The organism is Paenibacillus sp. RC67 (genome assembly GCF_030020805.1).
Lineage (GTDB): Bacteria > Bacillota > Bacilli > Paenibacillales > NBRC-103111 > Paenibacillus_S.
Map to the genome: position 1 here is coordinate 3,686,598 of NZ_CP125098.1, position 18,224 is coordinate 3,704,821.

The window sequence follows — 18,224 nt, forward strand, 5'->3', positions numbered from 1 at the left end:
ACTCTCAGTGCTTGTTAAGTTGAAGCTCAGGAGGGATTCAGGAAAAGCGCCTATACTTAGTTTTGTAAACAGCAAGAGCAATAAAACATTCTTAAAAACAAAACTAACGTAGAGGTGGATAAAACATGACAAACATTAGCAAAAAAGTGATCACAGGTTCAATCGCAGCTTCCTACTTACTCGGTAGTTTAGGCTATTTTGGAGTCTCACAGAATCAGGTTTTTGCAGAAGCGGCAAGCAGCAAAACTGACATAACCACCACCACACAGCAAAAAGGACCGGGACATGGGTTCCGTGACAATAACATCGTGAAGGATGCTGCAACGATTCTCGGAGTAGATGAGAGCTCGATCCAAGATTCGATGAAAGAGGGCAAAACGTTATCAGAAGTTGCAACAGCAGCCGGATTGACAGAGGAAACTTTCCTGGAGAAGCTGGTAGAAGCAGAGAAGGCGGCAATCTCCGCACAGGTCACCGCAGGAACTCTCGCCCAAGAGCAAGCAGATAAGATCGGATCTAGCCTTTCCGATCGCTTAAAGCAGCAAATTGAGAATGCCAAGCCGCAAGGTGACAAAGGTCCGGGAGGCCCTGGTGGACACGGAGGCAAGGATTTTGGTCTGATTGGCAATTCAGAAGTGATGACGAACATCCTCGGCATAACCCAAGAAGAACTTCGCACAGAGCTTGATGGCGGTAAAGCAATTAATGAGATTGCAGCAGCCAAAGGCATTAGCGAAGATGATCTGATTAGTAAAATTAAGGACGGCATTACGGATTCCGTGAAGCAGTTTGTAGAGTCCAAGCATACTAAGCCGGCAGATGGCCCAGCCATGGATGCTCCGAGTGATCAGGCCAAATCTACGACTACATCGAATTAATCAGGTATTTAAAGGAGAGAGTGTCGCTCGCAATTGCGGGCTGCACTCTCTTTTTTTGAAGCTTAATAAAGAGTTTTAGCCACACAATCCATCTTGGAAATATTTTCGAACAGGATAATTGATATTCAACATGTCGGATGTACGTCCATTGAAGGGTTAGAAGCGAAACCTATTCTTGATACTGTTAAGAATGGCAAAGGCATGTGGGTATAGCTTACAAAAAAGGAGACATCCTATTGGTATATTTTGAAAAGGAGGGCTGATCTGTTATGTCAAGACGTCGAAGAGGTCCATCTTATCCGCCGGACACCATGTCAGTAGGGTTGAATGGCGGAACTACGGCCTGGAATGGGATGGTAGCCGCTACATCTGGCAAGCCAACCGACATGCCGTACAGTGATGAGAGGGGTTACGATAATGCCGTCGAATCGACCCACAATGGCAATTTTGCCTGGAACGGCCAACCGATCCCGCAATACGCTAGATTGAACCAGAACGGCCCGGCACAAGGTGGAACCCCGTACATACCGCAAACCCAGAGCGCAGGTACTCAAACATTCTCGGGAGGGCAAATGCCAGTACCTGGCTCATCTGGAGATCCACGTGCGGAGTATGGTCAGCGGAATACCGGAATTAATAACGCTGATGCCCGTACTGTTGGCTTCCAGGGAGGTTATGCAGGCTATGGCCCTAACGGGCAGCCCTTACAGTATGGCACGTTTATGCGCGATGGAACCCAGTACGGAAGAGGGCCGCATACCATTGACCCTAGCAAAAAGATCATCACCGCCGTTCGTTATAGCGATGGAGGCATCAGTGCCGTCAAGTTCCAGGATGGTTCGGTGGCAGATATCGCACAGGCGATCGGAATGGCCGAAGCAGACATGATCGAGGACGTCAACACCGGGAAAAACCGGGAAGGACAAAAAACACTAAGATCATATCCAGATGGTGATCCATCCAACAACTTGTCGAATTTGCCGCGTTTCTAATGCTGACAAGGAAAACAGCTTTTCAGAGTGGAGCCGTGACAATAAAATAATGGAAGAGGCATGTTCTGTCAGGTGACAAGAACATGATTTCAACACTTGCCGCGTAAATCGCGGCTTTTTTTGATGCCATTCAGAATGCCATCGTTGCCCCAAGTAATATTTCAGTTACATAGAACTGAAAGCGAAGATATGCTCATTTGTTTCATTATACTATGGGGCTGATGATCACAATGACTCTTAGAAAAATTACAATGAAACACCGCCACGCTCTTAATGGTCAGGATAGTTTAATTTCAATAAATCTTGGACATATGTATTAATTGATCTTATTGTATAATATTACCATTGGGAAGAATCGCTTTGCGCACAAATAAAGGTATAGGAGGCCTTTGGATGGTAAACCTGGACGTTACTCATTCAGTCATATGTACCGATGCTTTATTGCCTGTAATATATGAAATTTATAATGTCGGACATATCTTAGAATGCCGATTTATCAGTAATGGGCTTAATGATACTTATTTGCTGATCACAAACAGTGGGAAATACATACTTCGAATATACAAAGTGAACTGGCGAAATAAAAGTGACATTGAGTTTGAAATTGAATTGTTAAACCACCTTATATCAAATGGAGTTCCAGTTTCTTATCCAGTGGAGAAGAAGGATGGCAGTTACCTTTCTGAATTCAAAGCACCGGAAGGTCAACGATTCGCAGTTTTATTTACTTATGCAGAGGGTGGGAACTCGGACAGTAAGGAAAGTTGTTCGTTATATGGAGAAGAAGTTGCCAAGATGCACGTGGTTATGGAGGATTTCCATAGCAGTCACCACAGATTTGCGATTGATTTGGATCATCTGCTAACAAAACCACTTCAATCCATTACCCCTTTATTGGCACATAGACCCGAAGATATAGCGTATCTGGAATCATTGTCTTTGCTGCTCAAGAGACGTATCAATACAATCTCTTCTGAACTGAGTTGGTGTGTGTGTCATGGGGATCTTCATGGAGGGAATGTGCATTTTCATGAGAGCAGCTTAACCCATTTTGACTTTGATTGTGCCGGATTTGGCTGGAGAGCTTATGATATTTCTGTTTACCTATGGGCAAAAGTCCGAGGACGCAAAAAAGATCTCTTTCAGAATGAGTTATGGAGCATTTTCCTAGAATCGTATCAAAAAAATAAAGTGCTGTCTGAACGAGACCTCGAAGTTGTTCCTACTTTCGTAGCGATCAGGGAAATATGGTTAATGGGGTTACATACAGGGAATTCAAAAATTTGGGGAGCATGGCAAAACGATCATTACTTTAACAAGAATCTGCAGTTTTTGCGAGAGTGGTGTGAAGAGCATTCCATAAACTGAACCGTCTTTAGATGAAAAGCTGCCGAATCAAACGGCAGCTCGAAACGATGATGTTCATGTTACCTGACTTCTATTAAATTGAAGTTATTTTCAAGTCCGAGTAGAGAGAATTGGGATGGGTGGAGCAGGAATAAGCTAGCCGATTGGTCAAGTCTGCCAGGGGAAGACGGAGATGGTGCTTAGCTCCCGTATCAATCCCGATTTTATGATTGGCCCAATAAACTGTACCCGGCACACAGCCCAATCGCTCAGTGTTCGTGTGTCCGAAGACCACATAGGGTTCTGGAACGAAAGTATCTTCATGAAATTTCCGGCGAATTTCCGTCAGGGTTTGAAGGGATTGCTGTTCTACCGGCAAATCAGGATGAATGCCGGCATGAACAAATAAGTAACGCTCATATCTAATATAGAGCTGCATCTCTTGAATTAGCGGAAGCCAGGCTTTCTGCCATTCCGCTGGATGGGGCTCATTCATTAACCGCACTTCATGATTCCCGATAATGGCTCTTGCTGAAGTGATCCTGGGGTTGTGATGCAATCATATTACCCGGAGTCGAAGGCGGAAGTTCATGTTTTAGCAAATGTCGATAAGGGTGCGTGCTTAATTGCTTCCAAAATAGATGAAGCAATTATAGCTAAACGGAAAACAATTAATCGATAGACGATACCATGAGACGCCCGATTGGTGCCGGACGACACAAACATTGTTCTTTTAAAGGTCGCATAAATTGCGGCTTTTTATATTTATGGGACAATGTTTGTGTCCTGGTGGTAAAACAAGGGAATATTTGGAATAGATATGCATAGTAACTGGGAGGATTTTTAAATAAATGGAACATGAGTAACTGGACAGCTGAATCTGAATTTGAAATTATTGAACAAAAAGTACGTATCTAAATTTTCACCTGACTTAAAGTAATTCTTATTAATTGCATTAATTGCGTTACCTACCTCAGACGAATTTAATAATTGTAGAAGTAAGAGCGAGCGTAATGTTCAACTAATACAGGAAAGAATTGATTTGTGTTTGGAGGGTATATTCTTTGATGATGAACATAATAATTTTTGGTTCAAGTAGTTGAAAAGAAGCCCCATGATTTAGAAGCAGCCAAGAAAATGCGTACTGAACAATATCGGTGAGTAACAAAACTTATTCCGATATATTCACACAGATATATCCCAGAGAATCCCCAGGAAATAGGAATCCTATTCTTTCTGATTATCAAACAGATATTATTTAATACGGCGAAAATTTGAACTCCTACTTGATGGTCGAGTTCGATTTAAAGAAATACGATGAAATCGGCTGCCTGCATGGATCGGTAGCCTCGTTGTGTTAACAGGAAGTTTAGTTATAATACTTCATTACCATAATTTCATCTCAAAACATGTTAAAGTTAAAACAGAAGACAATATGGCAAATATGCAATCGAAGAAAGGGATTGAAAGAATGAAGCCATTCCTCAGTCATGTGATTAATGTAATTGCCGCACAACTGGAGGGAGTACAGGCGCTTGTCCTAAGAGGTTCCCAACAAACAGATAGCGTAATTGATTTATGGTCGGACACTGATTTAGTAATTATATTGAAGCCACTTTTCTGTACTAATGAAACAGATTTTGTTCGGGTTATCAATAGCATCGGTTTTGTTATAGGATGTGAAATGTATAAATATAGTGAACACTCCATGTTGTATAGAACTGCGATAGACTATGAATATTCAATTCACATGCTAGATACGCAGATTTGCTCGTACGGTGACTGGATTTTCACGGAATCTAAGAAAGACCAGCCATCCACTGTGGTTTATGGGAACATTGAACTCGATGAACGAATAACCGAGAGTGCCAGGCCCTGCTCATTTCACTCATATAACAGCAGTAACACTTGGTTTAAGTATTTTATGGCTATTAAGAAATTTGCACGAAATGATAATTTGATAGGACTGCATTTACTGTTGGACTTGATCAGAGAGTACTTAGTAATAGAGATGATGGAGAGGGACATTCGGCAGGGAACCAACATACATCGGTTGGGTTATGGGGAACAGCTGCCTGATACAATCAAATTGTCCCAGATAGATGTCTCGGATAAAAAGGAAATATATGATTATATCGCCAGACTAGCATAGGAGTACGATAAAAAGTTAGTGACTAACATAACTGGTTATAGCAGCAGGTACCCGCAAGTTGCCGATTACACAATACTCGCAGAGGCAGCTAAGCTAACGAGAAACGATAGTAAAAAAACAACTACGACACGGCTGCCAGCATAATTCAGCAGCCGCGTTATGCTAGCGTGTAGTTAAACTAATTTTGAGCAATTCTGAAGGGATCCATTTCTTGGGAGGTGTAATTATTGTTAAAGAAAAAAGTCTACTTTAGGACGCTTCTGTTTTCAATCCTTTTCTTTATTTTTCTCTTTTTACCCGCAGGATCTCTTAACTTTTGGGAGGCATGGATTTATTTTGTGATTTTTTTAGGTTCAACGTTATTTATCAATGGTTATTTTTTGAAGAGGGATCCTGAACTAATAGAGAGAAGAACTAATGCTAATGAAAAAGAAAAGGAACAAAAAGTTTTCCAAACGATATCTGGTATTTCTTTTGTCGGATTGCTAGTCCTTCCTGGTTTAGACTATCGATTTAGTTGGTCAAATGTTCCTTTATTTATTGTATTAGTTGCAGATATCATCATCTTACTTGGCTTTTCAATTGTTTTCTTAGTTTTTAAAGAGAATTCCTATACTTCAGCCATAATTGAAGTGAACGAGAACCAGAAAGTGATATCTACAGGTCCATACGCGTTGGTTCGGCATCCAATGTATACCGGGGCTATATTTATTATCCTTTTCACTCCTCTAGCATTAGGTTCAATTTGGGCAGTGATTCCCTCAATTTCTATAATCATTTTTATCATTCTAAGGCTGTTAAATGAAGAGAAAGTATTGTTAAAAGAGTTAAAAGGATATGAGGAATATTGTAAGAAAACACGTTATCATCTAATTCCCCTTATTTGGTAAGAAAAATTGAATAGACCATAAAAAAAGAAGTCCGGAAATTTGATTTCTAGTGGTATTTAGTTAGCTAACGGGGCCTACGTTCTTTTATGCTTGGTTCACCTCATAATACAATTAATTTGCAACCATACAATCCAACTTAGAAGGCAACTTTTGAACAGGATAAAAGACTTTTAAGCCAAGCAATTGGACAGTACGTTTCCACTTCATTTTTTATAGGAAGAAAGTTTCGTTTTAGACAAACTATCTAAGGCTTTTTTGTAGCCGCTTATGTATGCTTACTGTAACTCCAAATTCAGGAAGGATACATGCTATTGAAAAAAAATGATGCGCCTCCTATTGATCTAGTCGAGCAAATCGCAAACGAAATCCTTAATAAGACGGTGAATTCGATAGAAAGAGAATTAAGGGGCGGTTCTACCTATGTTTATCGGGTTCAACTTGAAGACAGTACCTTGTATCTCCGAATTCTCCCAGAGGAAGACTGGAGCTTTGGGGTGGAAGTGCAGGTCCATTCATTACTGAGGGAAAAAGGACTCCTTGTCCCTGAGGTTATTTACTTTGATCCCCATCGTCATATCTCAGAGATGTCATTCATGGTTGTCGGTGAAATACCTGGAGGGAACATTATAAATTGCGGATCACAAGACATTTATGACGACATACTCCTTCAGGCAGGAAAACAATTAGCGGTCATCAATCAAGTAAGAGTGGACGGTTTTGGTTTCATTAAGAGAGGTAGAGAAGAGTATAGGGGGAAGCTGCAGGGAGAAAAAATATTGCTGCTTGATTATCTCTATGAAATTCTTGAGGAAGCTCTGCCTTTATTATCGGAAAATGGGTTCTGTCAGGCTGATATCCTCCGAATTAAAAGCATATTCAATGCTGGAACTACTTTGATGGGAAGACACGAAGCCTGTTTAGTGCACGGCGATTTTGACGATGATCATATTTTCTCTCACAACGGAATATTCTCGGGGATTATTGACTTTGGTGAGATTCAAGGAAGCAGTCCACTATATGATCTTGGCCATTTTAAATTGCATGATGGTCAGAGTGCACTTCAAGGATTCCATTCTTTGGCTATGGGATATAACGAAGTTAGAAAACTTTCTTATGATGACTATACAGAAATTGACCTCTGGGCATTATGGATCGGCATCAGAAGATTAGCACGAAAATACAAATACAATCGTCGAAATAGCAAGGGAATTTGGGGCCGTTATCATGACCATCTAGTGAAAACAGTAAAGATTGAAATGGAGCTGCTCGCTAACAGATAATAGTTCTGAGGTCAAATGCATTAAGGCAAGAACATTCTCTCATTAACTACTGCGTAAATCGCGGCTTTCTTGTATTATGCGACAAAGGTTCTTGTGATTCTTATCCTCGATTATTCATTTTGATATAAGCAGGCTGCCGACACCAACGGCAGCCTTTGCTCTGCTAACAAATGTCAATAGCAACCGTCCGGCAGACCATCCGGCGGCAACTCACAAAATAGTGTATGATTCGAAAACATTCGTAGAAGCTTTTGAAAAAGCAGGGTTTGAAGTTCCATTGTTGGGATATTGTGATGAAAAGGGAGATTTGTAATATTTCAAAAATGTTTCCTGAGTATTTAATAAACATAGGATAGCAATTCATAAGAAATGTAACTTATGAAATTTTTCTATAATAATTGTGTGCCTTTAATACAATCAAATTGAAAGGAAGTATACAAATGCATGGAATAAATTTCAGTGTTGTGGAAGCAGGTCCTTTTAGCAGCCTTTTGAGTACATCGAAAGAACCCGTCCCAGGAAAGTACTTTCTGAAGGACAGACTTGGACTAACGGGTATGGAGGTTTCAGTGAACCAACTTCCGCAAGGAGGCTCTATCCCGTTTTATCATACACATCGCGAGAATGAGGAGCTATACCTTTTCATTGGCGGACAAGGTCAGTTCCAGGTGGATGGACAGATTTTTGATGTCAAGGAAGGAACGACGGTTCGCGTTGCACCTGAAGGCGAACGCACTCTACGAAATAACGGCATTGGCGATCTGTATTTCATCGTAATTCAAGTCCAGGCGGGCAGTCTCCGCCAATGGGTCGAGACGGATGGTGTCATACTCGATAAATCAGTAACCTGGCAGGAATAGATCAGATACTACAGAGGCCAACCCAATGCTCAGAAATATGTTAAAGCTAATGGGAAACAGTAGCTTAATGTGAGAAAAAAATACACAGATTAATCCCTCCCAAAGCTAGATCTAATATTGGGAGGGATTTGTTATGAGATTAATGAGTTATAGATGCTGTAAGAAGCGGAAATATTTATATCCATACGTTTGCGGATGGTGTCAGGTACGCTTGTTTTCCCAACTGGAGCCATTAAACAAACAGCAACAAAGTAATTAGATTTGGCATGCGGTTATGAAAACGGTATGACTTCACCCTATTTTTCGATTATGATTAACATAGGTTTTGGTAATACTCCCCATAAAAAAATTCAAGTATTGTAGAAATCCGCATCCTTGAAACGACATAATTACGTGAGAGAAAATCACGAACCCAAAATATGAGAGGAGTTTGTATCATGCATTACACACTTATGTTATTTGAAAGTCCTGAGGATTTCACCGCTCGCAAAGATCCAGCAAAACAGAAGGAATACCTAGCAGGTTGGTCACATTATGTGCATGCCTTGCGTGATTCTGGAGTTGTTGTCAGCGGATTTGGCCTTCATGCTCCTGAGACGGCTGCGACCGTACAACGAAGTGACGGAAAAATGTTTGTACAGGATGGGCCTTTTACTGAGACAAAAGAGCAACTCGGCGGTTTATTCGTTATTGACGTACCGGATCTTGACACCGCGCTGGAGTGGGCGGCCCGAGCCCCTGTAAACGCAGTTGAAGTGAGACAAAATCTCCCAACCATGAAGTAGAATATCGATGAATAGTCACAATGTTGTTAAAAATACAGTGCATGATTCGTACGGCCGAATAATTTCATATCTAGCTGTTAACTGGCGTGACCTAGAGGCGGTTGAGGATGCGCTTGGGGATGCCCTTGTCTCCGCTTTGGAATCATGGCCGCAGACTGGCATTCCAGACAAGCCGGAGGCATGGCTACTAAAGGTAGCTCGACGGCGGCTTATGGATCGCGCCCGCCGTGACCGTGTTTCCGAAAGAGCTTTGCCAGCTCTGCTCGCCATGTCGGAGGAAGCTCAGAACATGGATTCCACTGAACCTTCATTTCCAGATGAGCGGTTAAAGATGATGTTTCTATGCTCTCATCCGGAGATTGATCCGTCGATTCACACTCCACTAATGTTGCAAACCGTACTTGGTATTGATGCATCTCGCATTGCGACTGCATTTGTTGTAAAGCCCTCCACCATGGGGCAGCGGCTTACTCGTGCTAAAGCAAAAATACGAACCGACTGCTTAACGTTCACCATGCCCGATGACGAAGAATTGCCTAAGCGCTTGGACGCCGTTCTGGAGGCTATTTATGCGGCTTATGGCAGTGGTTGGGATGATCTGGCGGGAGTAGATCCGCGTCGCAGGGATTTAGTCGATGAGGCGATTTACCTGGGAAGACTCCTCTCGAAGTATATGCCTGACGAACCCGAAGTTCAGGGGCTTCTTTCGTTAATGCTGCATTGTGAGGCGAGACGGGAAGCTCGCCGCGATGACACAGGGAGCTATGTACCTCTCTCTGAGCAGGATTCGTCACGCTGGTCAACCCCTCTGATGATGGAAGCAGAGCGTTGTCTTCATACAGCCGTGCGATTGACCCGAATAGGACGATTCCAGCTCTTGGCCGCCATTCAATCGGTTCATTCCCAACGGGCACGGACCGGACGTATTGAATGGGAAGAAATTGCATTGTTATATGAGGGACTCACCCGCTTGAGTCCCACTCTCGGGGTTTTGGTCGGACGAGCAGCCGCTGTTGCAGAGGCATACGGGACTGAAAAGGGCTTGGCCCTGCTTGAAGCTATTCCGCAGGATAAAATCGTGAACTATCAGCCTTATTGGGCGCTTGCTGCCCATCTGTACAAGAAAATGGATAAAATCGAGGAAGCTCGAACGGCTTATAGCCGCGCTATTGGACTTTGTGAAGAATTTTCTGTGAAACAATTCTTACTTCAACGAGCAAAGGAGAGGAGTGATGTCCAATGAAAACCCTTTTCATTGGCGGCCGAGGAATACGAGGACAAAATCGTGGGTCATATTCATTTTTACAGAGATAAAAGTAGGTGATCAAACTCTGATTGCCCTTTCACCTGTTGCTGTATTACCAGAAATGCAAAGCAAGGCATAGGGAAGCTGCTGATTTGGGAAGGCTACAAAATTGCCACACAGCTTGGTTATATGGGTTCCGTTGTTTTGGGTCATGACAAGTATTATCCGAAGTTTGGTTATAAAAAAGCCAGTCAATATGGTACAGAGGCACCATTCGAAGTTTCTAACGATAGTTTTATGGCCGTTGAGCTTATTGATGGTGGTCTCTCAGGTGTCCATGGCGTTGTAGAATATGCTAAAGAATTTTTTGAAAAGTAAATTATAAACTGTCGTGTTAAGAATGCACTAAAAAAGAACAGAAGAGGTAAGCTCACTGTTCTTTTTTACCTCTTGATATACGAACGTACATTCGCTTATAATACAAACAAATGTTCTTGTTTGGAGGCGAGAGAATTGAAAATGCACATGCTAAGATATGTTGGCCAAACTGTTGAAATCATTTACTGCAGGGATGATGGATCCATAACACAACGTAGAATCGAAGTAAGATCGGTCAATGGCAGTAGCGTTAAAGCTTTCTGTCTGAAAAAGAGAGCGCCGCGTGTATTCCGGATAGATAATATACTTGCCGTCCAGTTAGTGAAGATGGCATCATGAAGAAACTTTCAGGAAATGGTCTTTGGGAATCGAGCAGGATGATGTTACCGGAACACAAAGAACGTGGCTTTCAGTTGAATAACCAAGCCAATAAGATGGCGAGACCCGAGTTTACGGAAGATGAGCAGCTGGAGCTGTTTCGATGGTTGAAAGCTTCCCTGGTAAATACCATTGAAATAACAATAACAGTCTATAGCAATTATGGAATTGAGACCTATACAGGCATTGTTAGCGGACTGGATTCGCGACAGTATCTTGTTAAGCTGGATTGGTTGGGTGATTGGAAATTAATCGACTTTAAGGATATTATCGGAGCTGAATTCAGTGCTGATAGATGTTGAAAGACAAAAAATTGTGAAGTAGAGAGTAAATGCCGTTTTCGCTGGAACCTCAAAAGAGCTATGATATCTTTTGGATGGAATTAACGGGATACGAACGATTGTAAAAAAGAACTGCTTCCTAACTGTGAAGGAGCTGCCGTGCAGCTCCTTTTAACATCTTCACATAATATAGGCTAGTTTGAGGGCATGTCCTGCTTCTTAATTGGCAATGACACTCCATGGGTGATCAGCAGTTGAAGTAGTGACCCTGTTCGAGGTCCGTTATCAGTGAGGGGTGCACAGGCCTCCATCCCAAGCGTTCCTGGGTTAGTGCGCTCGACGTCGGGTTGTCGGCTGAAGCCGCAAAGGAAATCCAGCCAAAGTGGGCGTCTGCCTCATCTCGGGAAATGCTGACCACCGGCAGGTTCAGGTGGCGGCCAATGATGCCGGCGATATCACGGAATGTCACACCCTCGTCACTGACCCCGTGCAGCCGTGAGGCTGCCGGCGCGGTTTGCAACGCCAACCGGAACAGATGCGCCGCATCTAGGCGATGTACGGCCGGCCAGCGGTTGGAGCCGTCGCCGATGTAGGCAGAGACACCTTTGGTGCGGGCAATGTCGATAAGTGCTGGGATGAAGCCATGATCGCCCAGACCATGCACGGACGGTGCGAGCCGGACGACTGATGATCGAACCCCGCGCTTTGCCAGGGCGATCGCCGTCTCTTCGGAGCGCCGTGGTGTAGCCGGGAGTGGCGCGTCCTCTTCCATCCCGAGGCGTCCTGGTGTGAGCATGAGTGTCCCCGAGGTGACCACGAAAGGTTTGTTGGAGCCCTCAAGCGCTGCTCCGATCGCCTCGATCGCCAGCCTATCCGTCTCAGCAGCGGCCGCAAAGTTCGAGAAGTCGTGAATGAAGGCCAAGTGAATGACGCCGTCCGCTCCGGCAGCACCGTCGCGCAGGCTGTCGAGGTCATCGAGGGCACCACGCCAAACCTCCGCTCCGGCGGCCGTTAACGAAGCAGCCGCCTTGTCTGATCGGGCAAGACCGATGACCTGATGCCCGGCATCGATCAATTCGGGGACAACAGCGGACCCGATGAAGCCCGTCGCACCTGTTACGAAAACTCGCATAATGAATTCCTCCTATAATAAAAATCATTGCTTACTTTTGCAATGATAAAGTATAGAGTGCACTTCATAGCAATACAGTTCGAACCAATGCTATAATAAAAATATGGAGAACAAATTTTCAAGCAAACAAGTTTCTGAGAAGACGGGATTAAGCATCCACACATTACGATACTATGAGCAAATAGGGTTAATTCGCGGGATAGAACGAGACGGAAATGGATATCGTCAGTATTCAGAGAGTGATATTGTATGGTTTCAAGTTTTAAATTACTTTCGAACGATAGGGATGCCCATTCGGGAGGTGCAGCAGTTTGTCGCTTTGCAAAATAGTGAAGTTTCTGCAATAACAGCACGACGAGAATTGATGGAAACTTATCGTGGGAAAGTTATCGATCAAATGAAGGAACTTGAAAATACACTGGAGAGGATCGATGATAAAATCAATTTTTTCAAAAAACTAGAGAGCTCAGATAAATTACAATAAAACAGATAATCAAACAGTGATTCTGAAGATAGCATCCATTTTTAATTGCATACAAATGGACCAAAGAACCATTTTCTCTTCCTTTCGAAGAATAAAGAGAAGTGGTAAATTAGGGCTTTTCCGTTCGTATATTGGGATTTATAGGAATTGTCACGCAGTAACATTTGTTATTATATATCCTGCTGGGTGTTTACGAGTAGAATAGCGCGCTGCTATAACAAGGAGGAAAGCATCATAAGAACTATATCAAAGAAAAAACGGGTCTTTATCCTATTAATTGCTGTACTTGTCCTGACAAGTATTTATTTCCTGATGTACCCAAAAACAAAAATGAATATCAATAAGTTTTCCGAGTTTATGCTGACGTCATCGGTGTATTACAAAGACATGGAAGAGCTGGATATTTCCAATATTCAGGAGCATTACAGCGGCGTAACCGTCTCTGATGTTACTAACGCGAAAGTATTCGTCAGCACAGATGGCACGACCCGGGAATTTTCAATCATTGAAGCGAACAGCCCACAAAGTGCCGACAGTATTCAAAGGGCGATAAGTTCCTATTGCAGTGAGCTTGTGAAAAAGTATCAATCACAAAATGCAGAAGAATATGATCGCACACGAGGTTATGTCATCCGCAGAACAAGAAACTATGTTATTTTAACAATCAGTGACAGTACTAGGAGCGGTAACCAACTTGTTGATACCTATCTTGATAAAATTAATTATGATAAGAGATCGTGATGGCTCATAATCAAATAACAACTTATAGGGTTACATACGTTCGCCTTCTTTTTTTGCCGTTAGCTTGGCAAGAAAGAGGGCTTTTTCTTTTTGGGCTCATTATGAAGCGATTGAAGCGGAGCGACCGGGTCAGAGATAGTATAATGGAATGAAAGAAAAAAGTGCAATCGCGCAGGTTGCCTGAAATAAAAATGTCCAGTTGCCCGGAATCCGCTGCAAATTTATAGTGTTGATCGTAAGGAGCTGGAAGAAGGAGCGAAAGCATATATGAAATCCATATGGAAACTGCAAGGAACCGTCAGCTTCTTCCATAAAAGCTTACTTATCACCTTGCTCATATCCAGTATCCCGATGGCTATTTTGACCATATTGACGTATTCAGTTGGAATCCGCCAAATTGAGAAGGAAGTCAGCCGGTCGCAGATGCTGCAGTATGAGCAAGTATCGGAGAGGATGGATGCGCAATTAGCCCATTTAAAATTCACGGTCAATCAATGGGCGTACAATCCGTTTTTTGACAAATTGAAATCACGGAGCATTGAGAGCGATGTTCGCTACACCCTTGATTTGTACAATCAGCTGATCGTCATGAAAAGCTCCAATCCTCTGATTCATCAAGTCTCACTATTCGTGAACCAGGAAAAGGCACTGCTGATCGACGGAGACAAAGGACTTCGCTATGTGACCGATCCAGCAAAACTCGAACGTTACCGGTCGTTGCTGGATCAAAAACCGTTTATATTCTGGACGGATTCGATGCCGCAGCTGGAAGATGAGAAGCATGCTTTAAACATTTCGCTCATACAGAAGGTGCCAATAACGGTTGAGCCTTCCGACGGCGTCCTGATCGTCGACTTGAACCGTGATGAAATTCATGCGCTTCTGCAGCAGCTGAATCCGACAGGGCAGGGAACGGGCTTTCTGGTGGATGCTGGCGGTTCCTATTTGGCGAGTACGGAGGACACAGAAAGCAAGCAGGCTGAAGGGGTATTGAACGAAATGATCCGCAAAGAAGTGCTTGCCCGTGATGACGATGGAAAGTCATTCTTGTATTCATCCGGTAGAGAGACGTATGTCGTTTCCTACGGGAAACTGAAAAACACAGGATGGCTATATGTATCAGCGGTACCCTTGTCACGCTTAACCAAGCCGGTTGAATGGATTTCACGGTTGCCGCTAGCCGTGAGTATGGTCGCGCTCCTCTTTGCCGTCCTGCTGTCGTGGTTTGCGTCAAAGCAGTTGTACCGTCCCTTGAAGCATCTGATGCAAGTATTCTCTACTGACGGGAAAGAATCTGCAATGGTAGAGAAAAATGAAGTAGCTTACATTGAGGGCCGGTGGAAGGATGCGCTTCATGAACGAACACATCTGCAGCTGCGGATGGAGCAGGCCATCCCAACGCTGAAAGAAGGTTTTCTGCTGCAGCTCGTTCAGGGCCATCTAGACTCGCTGTTAGAAGAGAGGGTACATAAGGAGATGGAGAAGTACGGCATGCTTGGTAAGGGCGGGCAATACGCAATGCTTGTGATCCAACTGTACGGATTCTCGAACTCTTATCACAATCCGTCTAAGGGAGATGAACAGCTGCTGACGTTTGCGGCGGCGAATATTATCTCAGAGATGACGAAGACCAGGCAGACGGAGATTCATGTGATTAACTTTCAGGATCTGACCATCGGGCTGTTGTTTATTTCCCCAGAAGGACAGACGAGAGAGCAGATTAAGTCGGAGCTGTTCGACTGCGCAAGGATGCTGATCAGGCCGCTTAGGCAATACTTGAAGCTGCAGGTTGTCATTGGCATTAGCCGGGTGGCTGCATCAACGAAGCATATTCATTCCGCTTTGGAAGATACTCGGCAATCAATCGGTTATAGGGACATCGAGATGGAAAATTCCATTATTGACTCGGAGGATATTGTGCTGAGGGGAGAGCATTCAGCCTCCTATCCGTTTATGCAGGAGAAAATCCTCATACAATCGATGCAGATGGGGCTTCAGGAAGAAGCGGTCGAGGGGCTAGGCCAATTCATGGAAGCGCTTCAAGAAAAGTCTAGCCAGGAGATCGTCTTCCATCAATGCATGCTTCAATTGCTAGGCAATACGCTGTTCGCCATGCTGCAAATCGGCTGCAGCCCGCAGCGAGGTGTCGATTTATATGGGCAGCTGCTGCACATTCGCGAACCGGAAGCGATGAAGCGCTGGTTCCGGCAGCGGATCATCGAGCCTTTTATGGATGAAATGCAATCCATCAAAGAGCTGCAGACAAAGCAAATCGTCGATAGAGTATTGACACTGCTTAATGAAAGCTTTATGACAGATATTTCGCTGGAGGCATGCGCAGATCGGTTCGGTACGTATCCGCAAAAGCTGAGCGCGAATTTCCGTCAGATCGTCGGAGTGAACTTTATTGATTATTTAACGGCACTCCGGCTGGAGAAATCCAAGGAGCTGCTCGTCAGCACGGATATGAAAATCAACGACATCGCCGAGCAGGTCGGCTATCAGCCCACGTATTACAACCGTATTTTTAAAAAGCATGAGAATATGACACCAGGCCAATATCGGGAAAGACATAAAATGACAACATGAACCAGAGGAGGCTAGCGCTGCATGAACATCCTATCCGGTATCCGTAAGGATTTGTTTTTATACTTGCTGATCTTACCGGGCGTACTCTATTTTCTTCTCTTTAAATACGTCCCCATGTGGGGCATCATCATTTCTTTTCAGGACTATTCGCCCTATATGGGCGTCTGGAAGAGCCCTTGGGTCGGATTCCGCCATTTCCAGGAGTTATTCACCAATCCCGACTTTATGATTCTGTTCCGCAATACGATGGTCATCAGCTTGATGAATATCGTATTCTACTTCCCGATGCCGATCATTGTGGCGCTGCTGCTTAACGAGGTGCGCTCGGCGCTGTTCAAGCGCTTGATCCAATCGGTCGTCTATTTGCCGCATTTCCTGTCATGGGTCGTCATTGCAGGGATTACGTTTCTCCTGTTCTCGCAAAGCGGAGGCATCATCAATAAGATGCTCCCTTACTTCGGCTATTCGACCTTTGATTTTCTTACCAATTCCAAAGTATTCTGGTGGATGCTGACGGTCCAGAGCATATGGAAGGAAACCGGCTGGGGGACCATCATCTACTTAGCTGCCATCGCTGGCGTCGATCCACAGCTCTACGAGGCTGCCAAAATGGACGGAGCGAACCGCCTGCAGCAAATATGGCACGTAACGCTTCCGAGCATCCGGAACATCATCATTACGCTGCTAATTCTAAGGTTGGGTCAGATTATGGATGTAGGCTTCGAGCAAGTGTTCCTGATGATGAACAGCGCCGTATCCGAGGTAGCCGATGTATTCGAAACCTATGTATACCGGAATGGGATCCAACAGGGGCAATTCAGTTATAGTACGGCGGTCGGATTGTTTAAGTCGGTGATCGGCCTCATTCTCGTCATCCTGGCGAACAAGCTCGCCAAGCGATATGGAGAGGAGGGACTGTATTAATGGCGACAGAAAACAAGGCTTTCGGTGTAATAAACGGCATCGCGTTAAGCGTGATCAGCGTGTTGACCATATTTCCGCTTTATTACGTATTTATGGTATCGTTCACCGATCCTTCGGAGTATATCCGAAAGCAAGGCTTCATTTTATTTCCGGAACAATGGTCCATGGTGTCCTACAAGTATATTTTATCGACCTCTTCCTATTTGAACGCTACGGAAATCAGCACATTTCTGGCTACAGTAGGGACGCTGCTCAGCTTGATGGTGACCGCATCGCTTGCTTACGGGTTGTCTCGCAAACGCCTCAAAATCCGCAAGCCACTGATGATGATGATCCTGATTACGATTTTGTTTAGTCCCGGGATTATCCCGCATTATATTCTGGTACGTGATTTAGGACTGATTAACAGCGTCTGGTCCCTGATCATTCCGGTCTTAAGCAGCGGGTGGTATGTGTTCTTGATGAAAAGCTTCTTCGACAGTATTCCACCAAGTCTGGAAGAAGCGGCGATGATAGACGGATACAATGATTTCGGCGTTTTTTTTCGGATCATTCTGCCGCTGTCGCTGCCGGCGCTGGCCGCCTTCGGACTGTTCTATGCAGTTGGCTACTGGAACACGTACTTCAGTGCTGTATTGTATATCAACGTTTCGTCAAAGTGGCCACTGCAGATTTTACTGCAAAATATATTGATCGATTCCTCGACGTCTTCCCAAGGCTCTGGCGCTGCCGAGTTGATGAACGAGCAGCAGCTGCCGGCGCAGACATTGAAAATGGCGGCGATCGTCGTAGCGACCATCCCGATCCTGATCATTTATCCGCTGCTGCAAAAGCACTTTGCCAAGGGAGTTATGTTAGGTTCCATCAAAGAATAAATTAGGGAGGAT

The 18,224-nt window shown here is 44.1% G+C and carries 19 protein-coding genes and 1 pseudogene; 18 read left to right on the forward strand and 2 right to left on the reverse strand.

Features of this window, described 5'->3' with window-relative positions; all coding sequences use genetic code 11:
• Nucleotides 1–125: 125 nt before the first annotated feature.
• The 4 genes from QMA13_RS16860 (at nucleotide 126) to QMA13_RS16870 (ending at nucleotide 3,238) form a co-directional block, all read left to right on the forward strand.
• Entirely contained in the window at nucleotides 126–878 is a 753-nt protein-coding gene (locus tag QMA13_RS16860; RefSeq protein WP_282942774.1) for a hypothetical protein, read from the forward strand.
• A gap of 93 nt (nucleotides 879–971) precedes the next feature.
• Entirely contained in the window at nucleotides 972–1,091 is a 120-nt protein-coding gene (locus QMA13_RS36620; protein ID WP_481858184.1) for a GrpB family protein, read from the forward strand.
• 56 nt (nucleotides 1,092–1,147) lie between these two features.
• Nucleotides 1,148–1,870: a DUF3892 domain-containing protein gene (locus QMA13_RS16865; protein WP_282942776.1), complete on the forward strand. Its 723-nt coding sequence runs from the start codon at nucleotides 1,148–1,150 to the stop codon at nucleotides 1,868–1,870.
• Nucleotides 1,871–2,263: 393 nt separating this feature from the next.
• Nucleotides 2,264–3,238, forward strand: coding sequence for a phosphotransferase enzyme family protein (locus QMA13_RS16870; RefSeq protein ID WP_282942778.1), 975 nt, complete (start codon nucleotides 2,264–2,266; stop codon nucleotides 3,236–3,238).
• 73 nt (nucleotides 3,239–3,311) lie between these two features.
• Here QMA13_RS16870 and QMA13_RS16875 read toward each other — a convergent pair whose 3' ends face one another.
• The gene (locus tag QMA13_RS16875) at nucleotides 3,312–3,713 is read right to left on the reverse strand and encodes a hypothetical protein (RefSeq protein WP_282942779.1); all 402 of its coding nucleotides are present in this window, start codon (nucleotides 3,711–3,713) and stop codon (nucleotides 3,312–3,314) included.
• An 858-nt stretch (nucleotides 3,714–4,571) separates the two neighbouring features.
• Here QMA13_RS16875 and QMA13_RS16880 point away from each other — a divergent pair.
• The 9 genes and pseudogenes from QMA13_RS16880 (at nucleotide 4,572) to QMA13_RS16920 (ending at nucleotide 11,488) form a co-directional block, all read left to right on the forward strand.
• Complete coding sequence (locus QMA13_RS16880) at nucleotides 4,572–5,369, forward strand: hypothetical protein (protein WP_282942780.1); 798 nt, start codon at nucleotides 4,572–4,574, stop codon at nucleotides 5,367–5,369.
• A 227-nt stretch (nucleotides 5,370–5,596) separates the two neighbouring features.
• Nucleotides 5,597–6,259: a methyltransferase family protein gene (locus QMA13_RS16885; RefSeq protein ID WP_282942781.1), complete on the forward strand. Its 663-nt coding sequence runs from the start codon at nucleotides 5,597–5,599 to the stop codon at nucleotides 6,257–6,259.
• Nucleotides 6,260–6,564: 305 nt separating this feature from the next.
• Nucleotides 6,565–7,539, forward strand: coding sequence for a phosphotransferase family protein (locus QMA13_RS16890; RefSeq protein WP_282942782.1), 975 nt, complete (start codon nucleotides 6,565–6,567; stop codon nucleotides 7,537–7,539).
• Between the two features lie 187 nt (nucleotides 7,540–7,726).
• A pseudogene (locus QMA13_RS16895) lies at nucleotides 7,727–7,843 on the forward strand (class I SAM-dependent methyltransferase); the annotation flags it as partial.
• Between the two features lie 136 nt (nucleotides 7,844–7,979).
• The gene (locus tag QMA13_RS16900; RefSeq protein ID WP_282942784.1) at nucleotides 7,980–8,399 is read left to right on the forward strand and encodes a cupin domain-containing protein; all 420 of its coding nucleotides are present in this window, start codon (nucleotides 7,980–7,982) and stop codon (nucleotides 8,397–8,399) included.
• Nucleotides 8,400–8,836: 437 nt separating this feature from the next.
• Nucleotides 8,837–9,184: a YciI family protein gene (locus QMA13_RS16905; protein ID WP_282942786.1), complete on the forward strand. Its 348-nt coding sequence runs from the start codon at nucleotides 8,837–8,839 to the stop codon at nucleotides 9,182–9,184.
• Between the two features lie 7 nt (nucleotides 9,185–9,191).
• Nucleotides 9,192–10,427, forward strand: coding sequence for an RNA polymerase sigma factor (locus QMA13_RS16910; protein ID WP_282942787.1), 1,236 nt, complete (start codon nucleotides 9,192–9,194; stop codon nucleotides 10,425–10,427).
• 192 nt (nucleotides 10,428–10,619) lie between these two features.
• Complete coding sequence (locus QMA13_RS16915; RefSeq protein WP_282942788.1) at nucleotides 10,620–10,808, forward strand: hypothetical protein; 189 nt, start codon at nucleotides 10,620–10,622, stop codon at nucleotides 10,806–10,808.
• Between the two features lie 377 nt (nucleotides 10,809–11,185).
• On the forward strand, nucleotides 11,186–11,488 hold the full coding sequence (locus QMA13_RS16920) for a YolD-like family protein (protein WP_282942789.1): 303 nt from the start codon (nucleotides 11,186–11,188) through the stop codon (nucleotides 11,486–11,488).
• A gap of 226 nt (nucleotides 11,489–11,714) precedes the next feature.
• On the opposite strand, the gene QMA13_RS16925 is transcribed toward QMA13_RS16920, so the two are convergent.
• Nucleotides 11,715–12,599, reverse strand: a complete 885-nt coding sequence (locus QMA13_RS16925) for an SDR family oxidoreductase (protein ID WP_282942790.1) — start codon at nucleotides 12,597–12,599, stop codon at nucleotides 11,715–11,717.
• 103 nt (nucleotides 12,600–12,702) lie between these two features.
• Here QMA13_RS16925 and QMA13_RS16930 point away from each other — a divergent pair, with 103 nt between their 5' ends.
• From QMA13_RS16930 to QMA13_RS16950, 5 genes are all read left to right on the forward strand, one after another.
• Nucleotides 12,703–13,083, forward strand: a complete 381-nt coding sequence (locus tag QMA13_RS16930; protein WP_282942792.1) for a MerR family transcriptional regulator — start codon at nucleotides 12,703–12,705, stop codon at nucleotides 13,081–13,083.
• A gap of 357 nt (nucleotides 13,084–13,440) precedes the next feature.
• A complete protein-coding gene (locus QMA13_RS16935) occupies nucleotides 13,441–13,824 on the forward strand; it encodes a DUF4358 domain-containing protein (protein ID WP_282942793.1) in 384 nt (127 codons plus the stop codon).
• A 267-nt stretch (nucleotides 13,825–14,091) separates the two neighbouring features.
• Nucleotides 14,092–16,413 (forward strand): AraC family transcriptional regulator, encoded by a 2,322-nt coding sequence (locus QMA13_RS16940; RefSeq protein ID WP_282942795.1) that lies wholly within the window; start codon nucleotides 14,092–14,094, stop codon nucleotides 16,411–16,413.
• A 21-nt stretch (nucleotides 16,414–16,434) separates the two neighbouring features.
• Entirely contained in the window at nucleotides 16,435–17,337 is a 903-nt protein-coding gene (locus QMA13_RS16945) for an ABC transporter permease (RefSeq protein ID WP_282942797.1), read from the forward strand.
• Nucleotides 17,337–18,212: a carbohydrate ABC transporter permease gene (locus QMA13_RS16950; protein WP_282942799.1), complete on the forward strand. Its 876-nt coding sequence runs from the start codon at nucleotides 17,337–17,339 to the stop codon at nucleotides 18,210–18,212. The genes QMA13_RS16945 and QMA13_RS16950 overlap by 1 nt, the downstream gene beginning before the upstream one ends.
• Nucleotides 18,213–18,224: the final 12 nt, after the last annotated feature.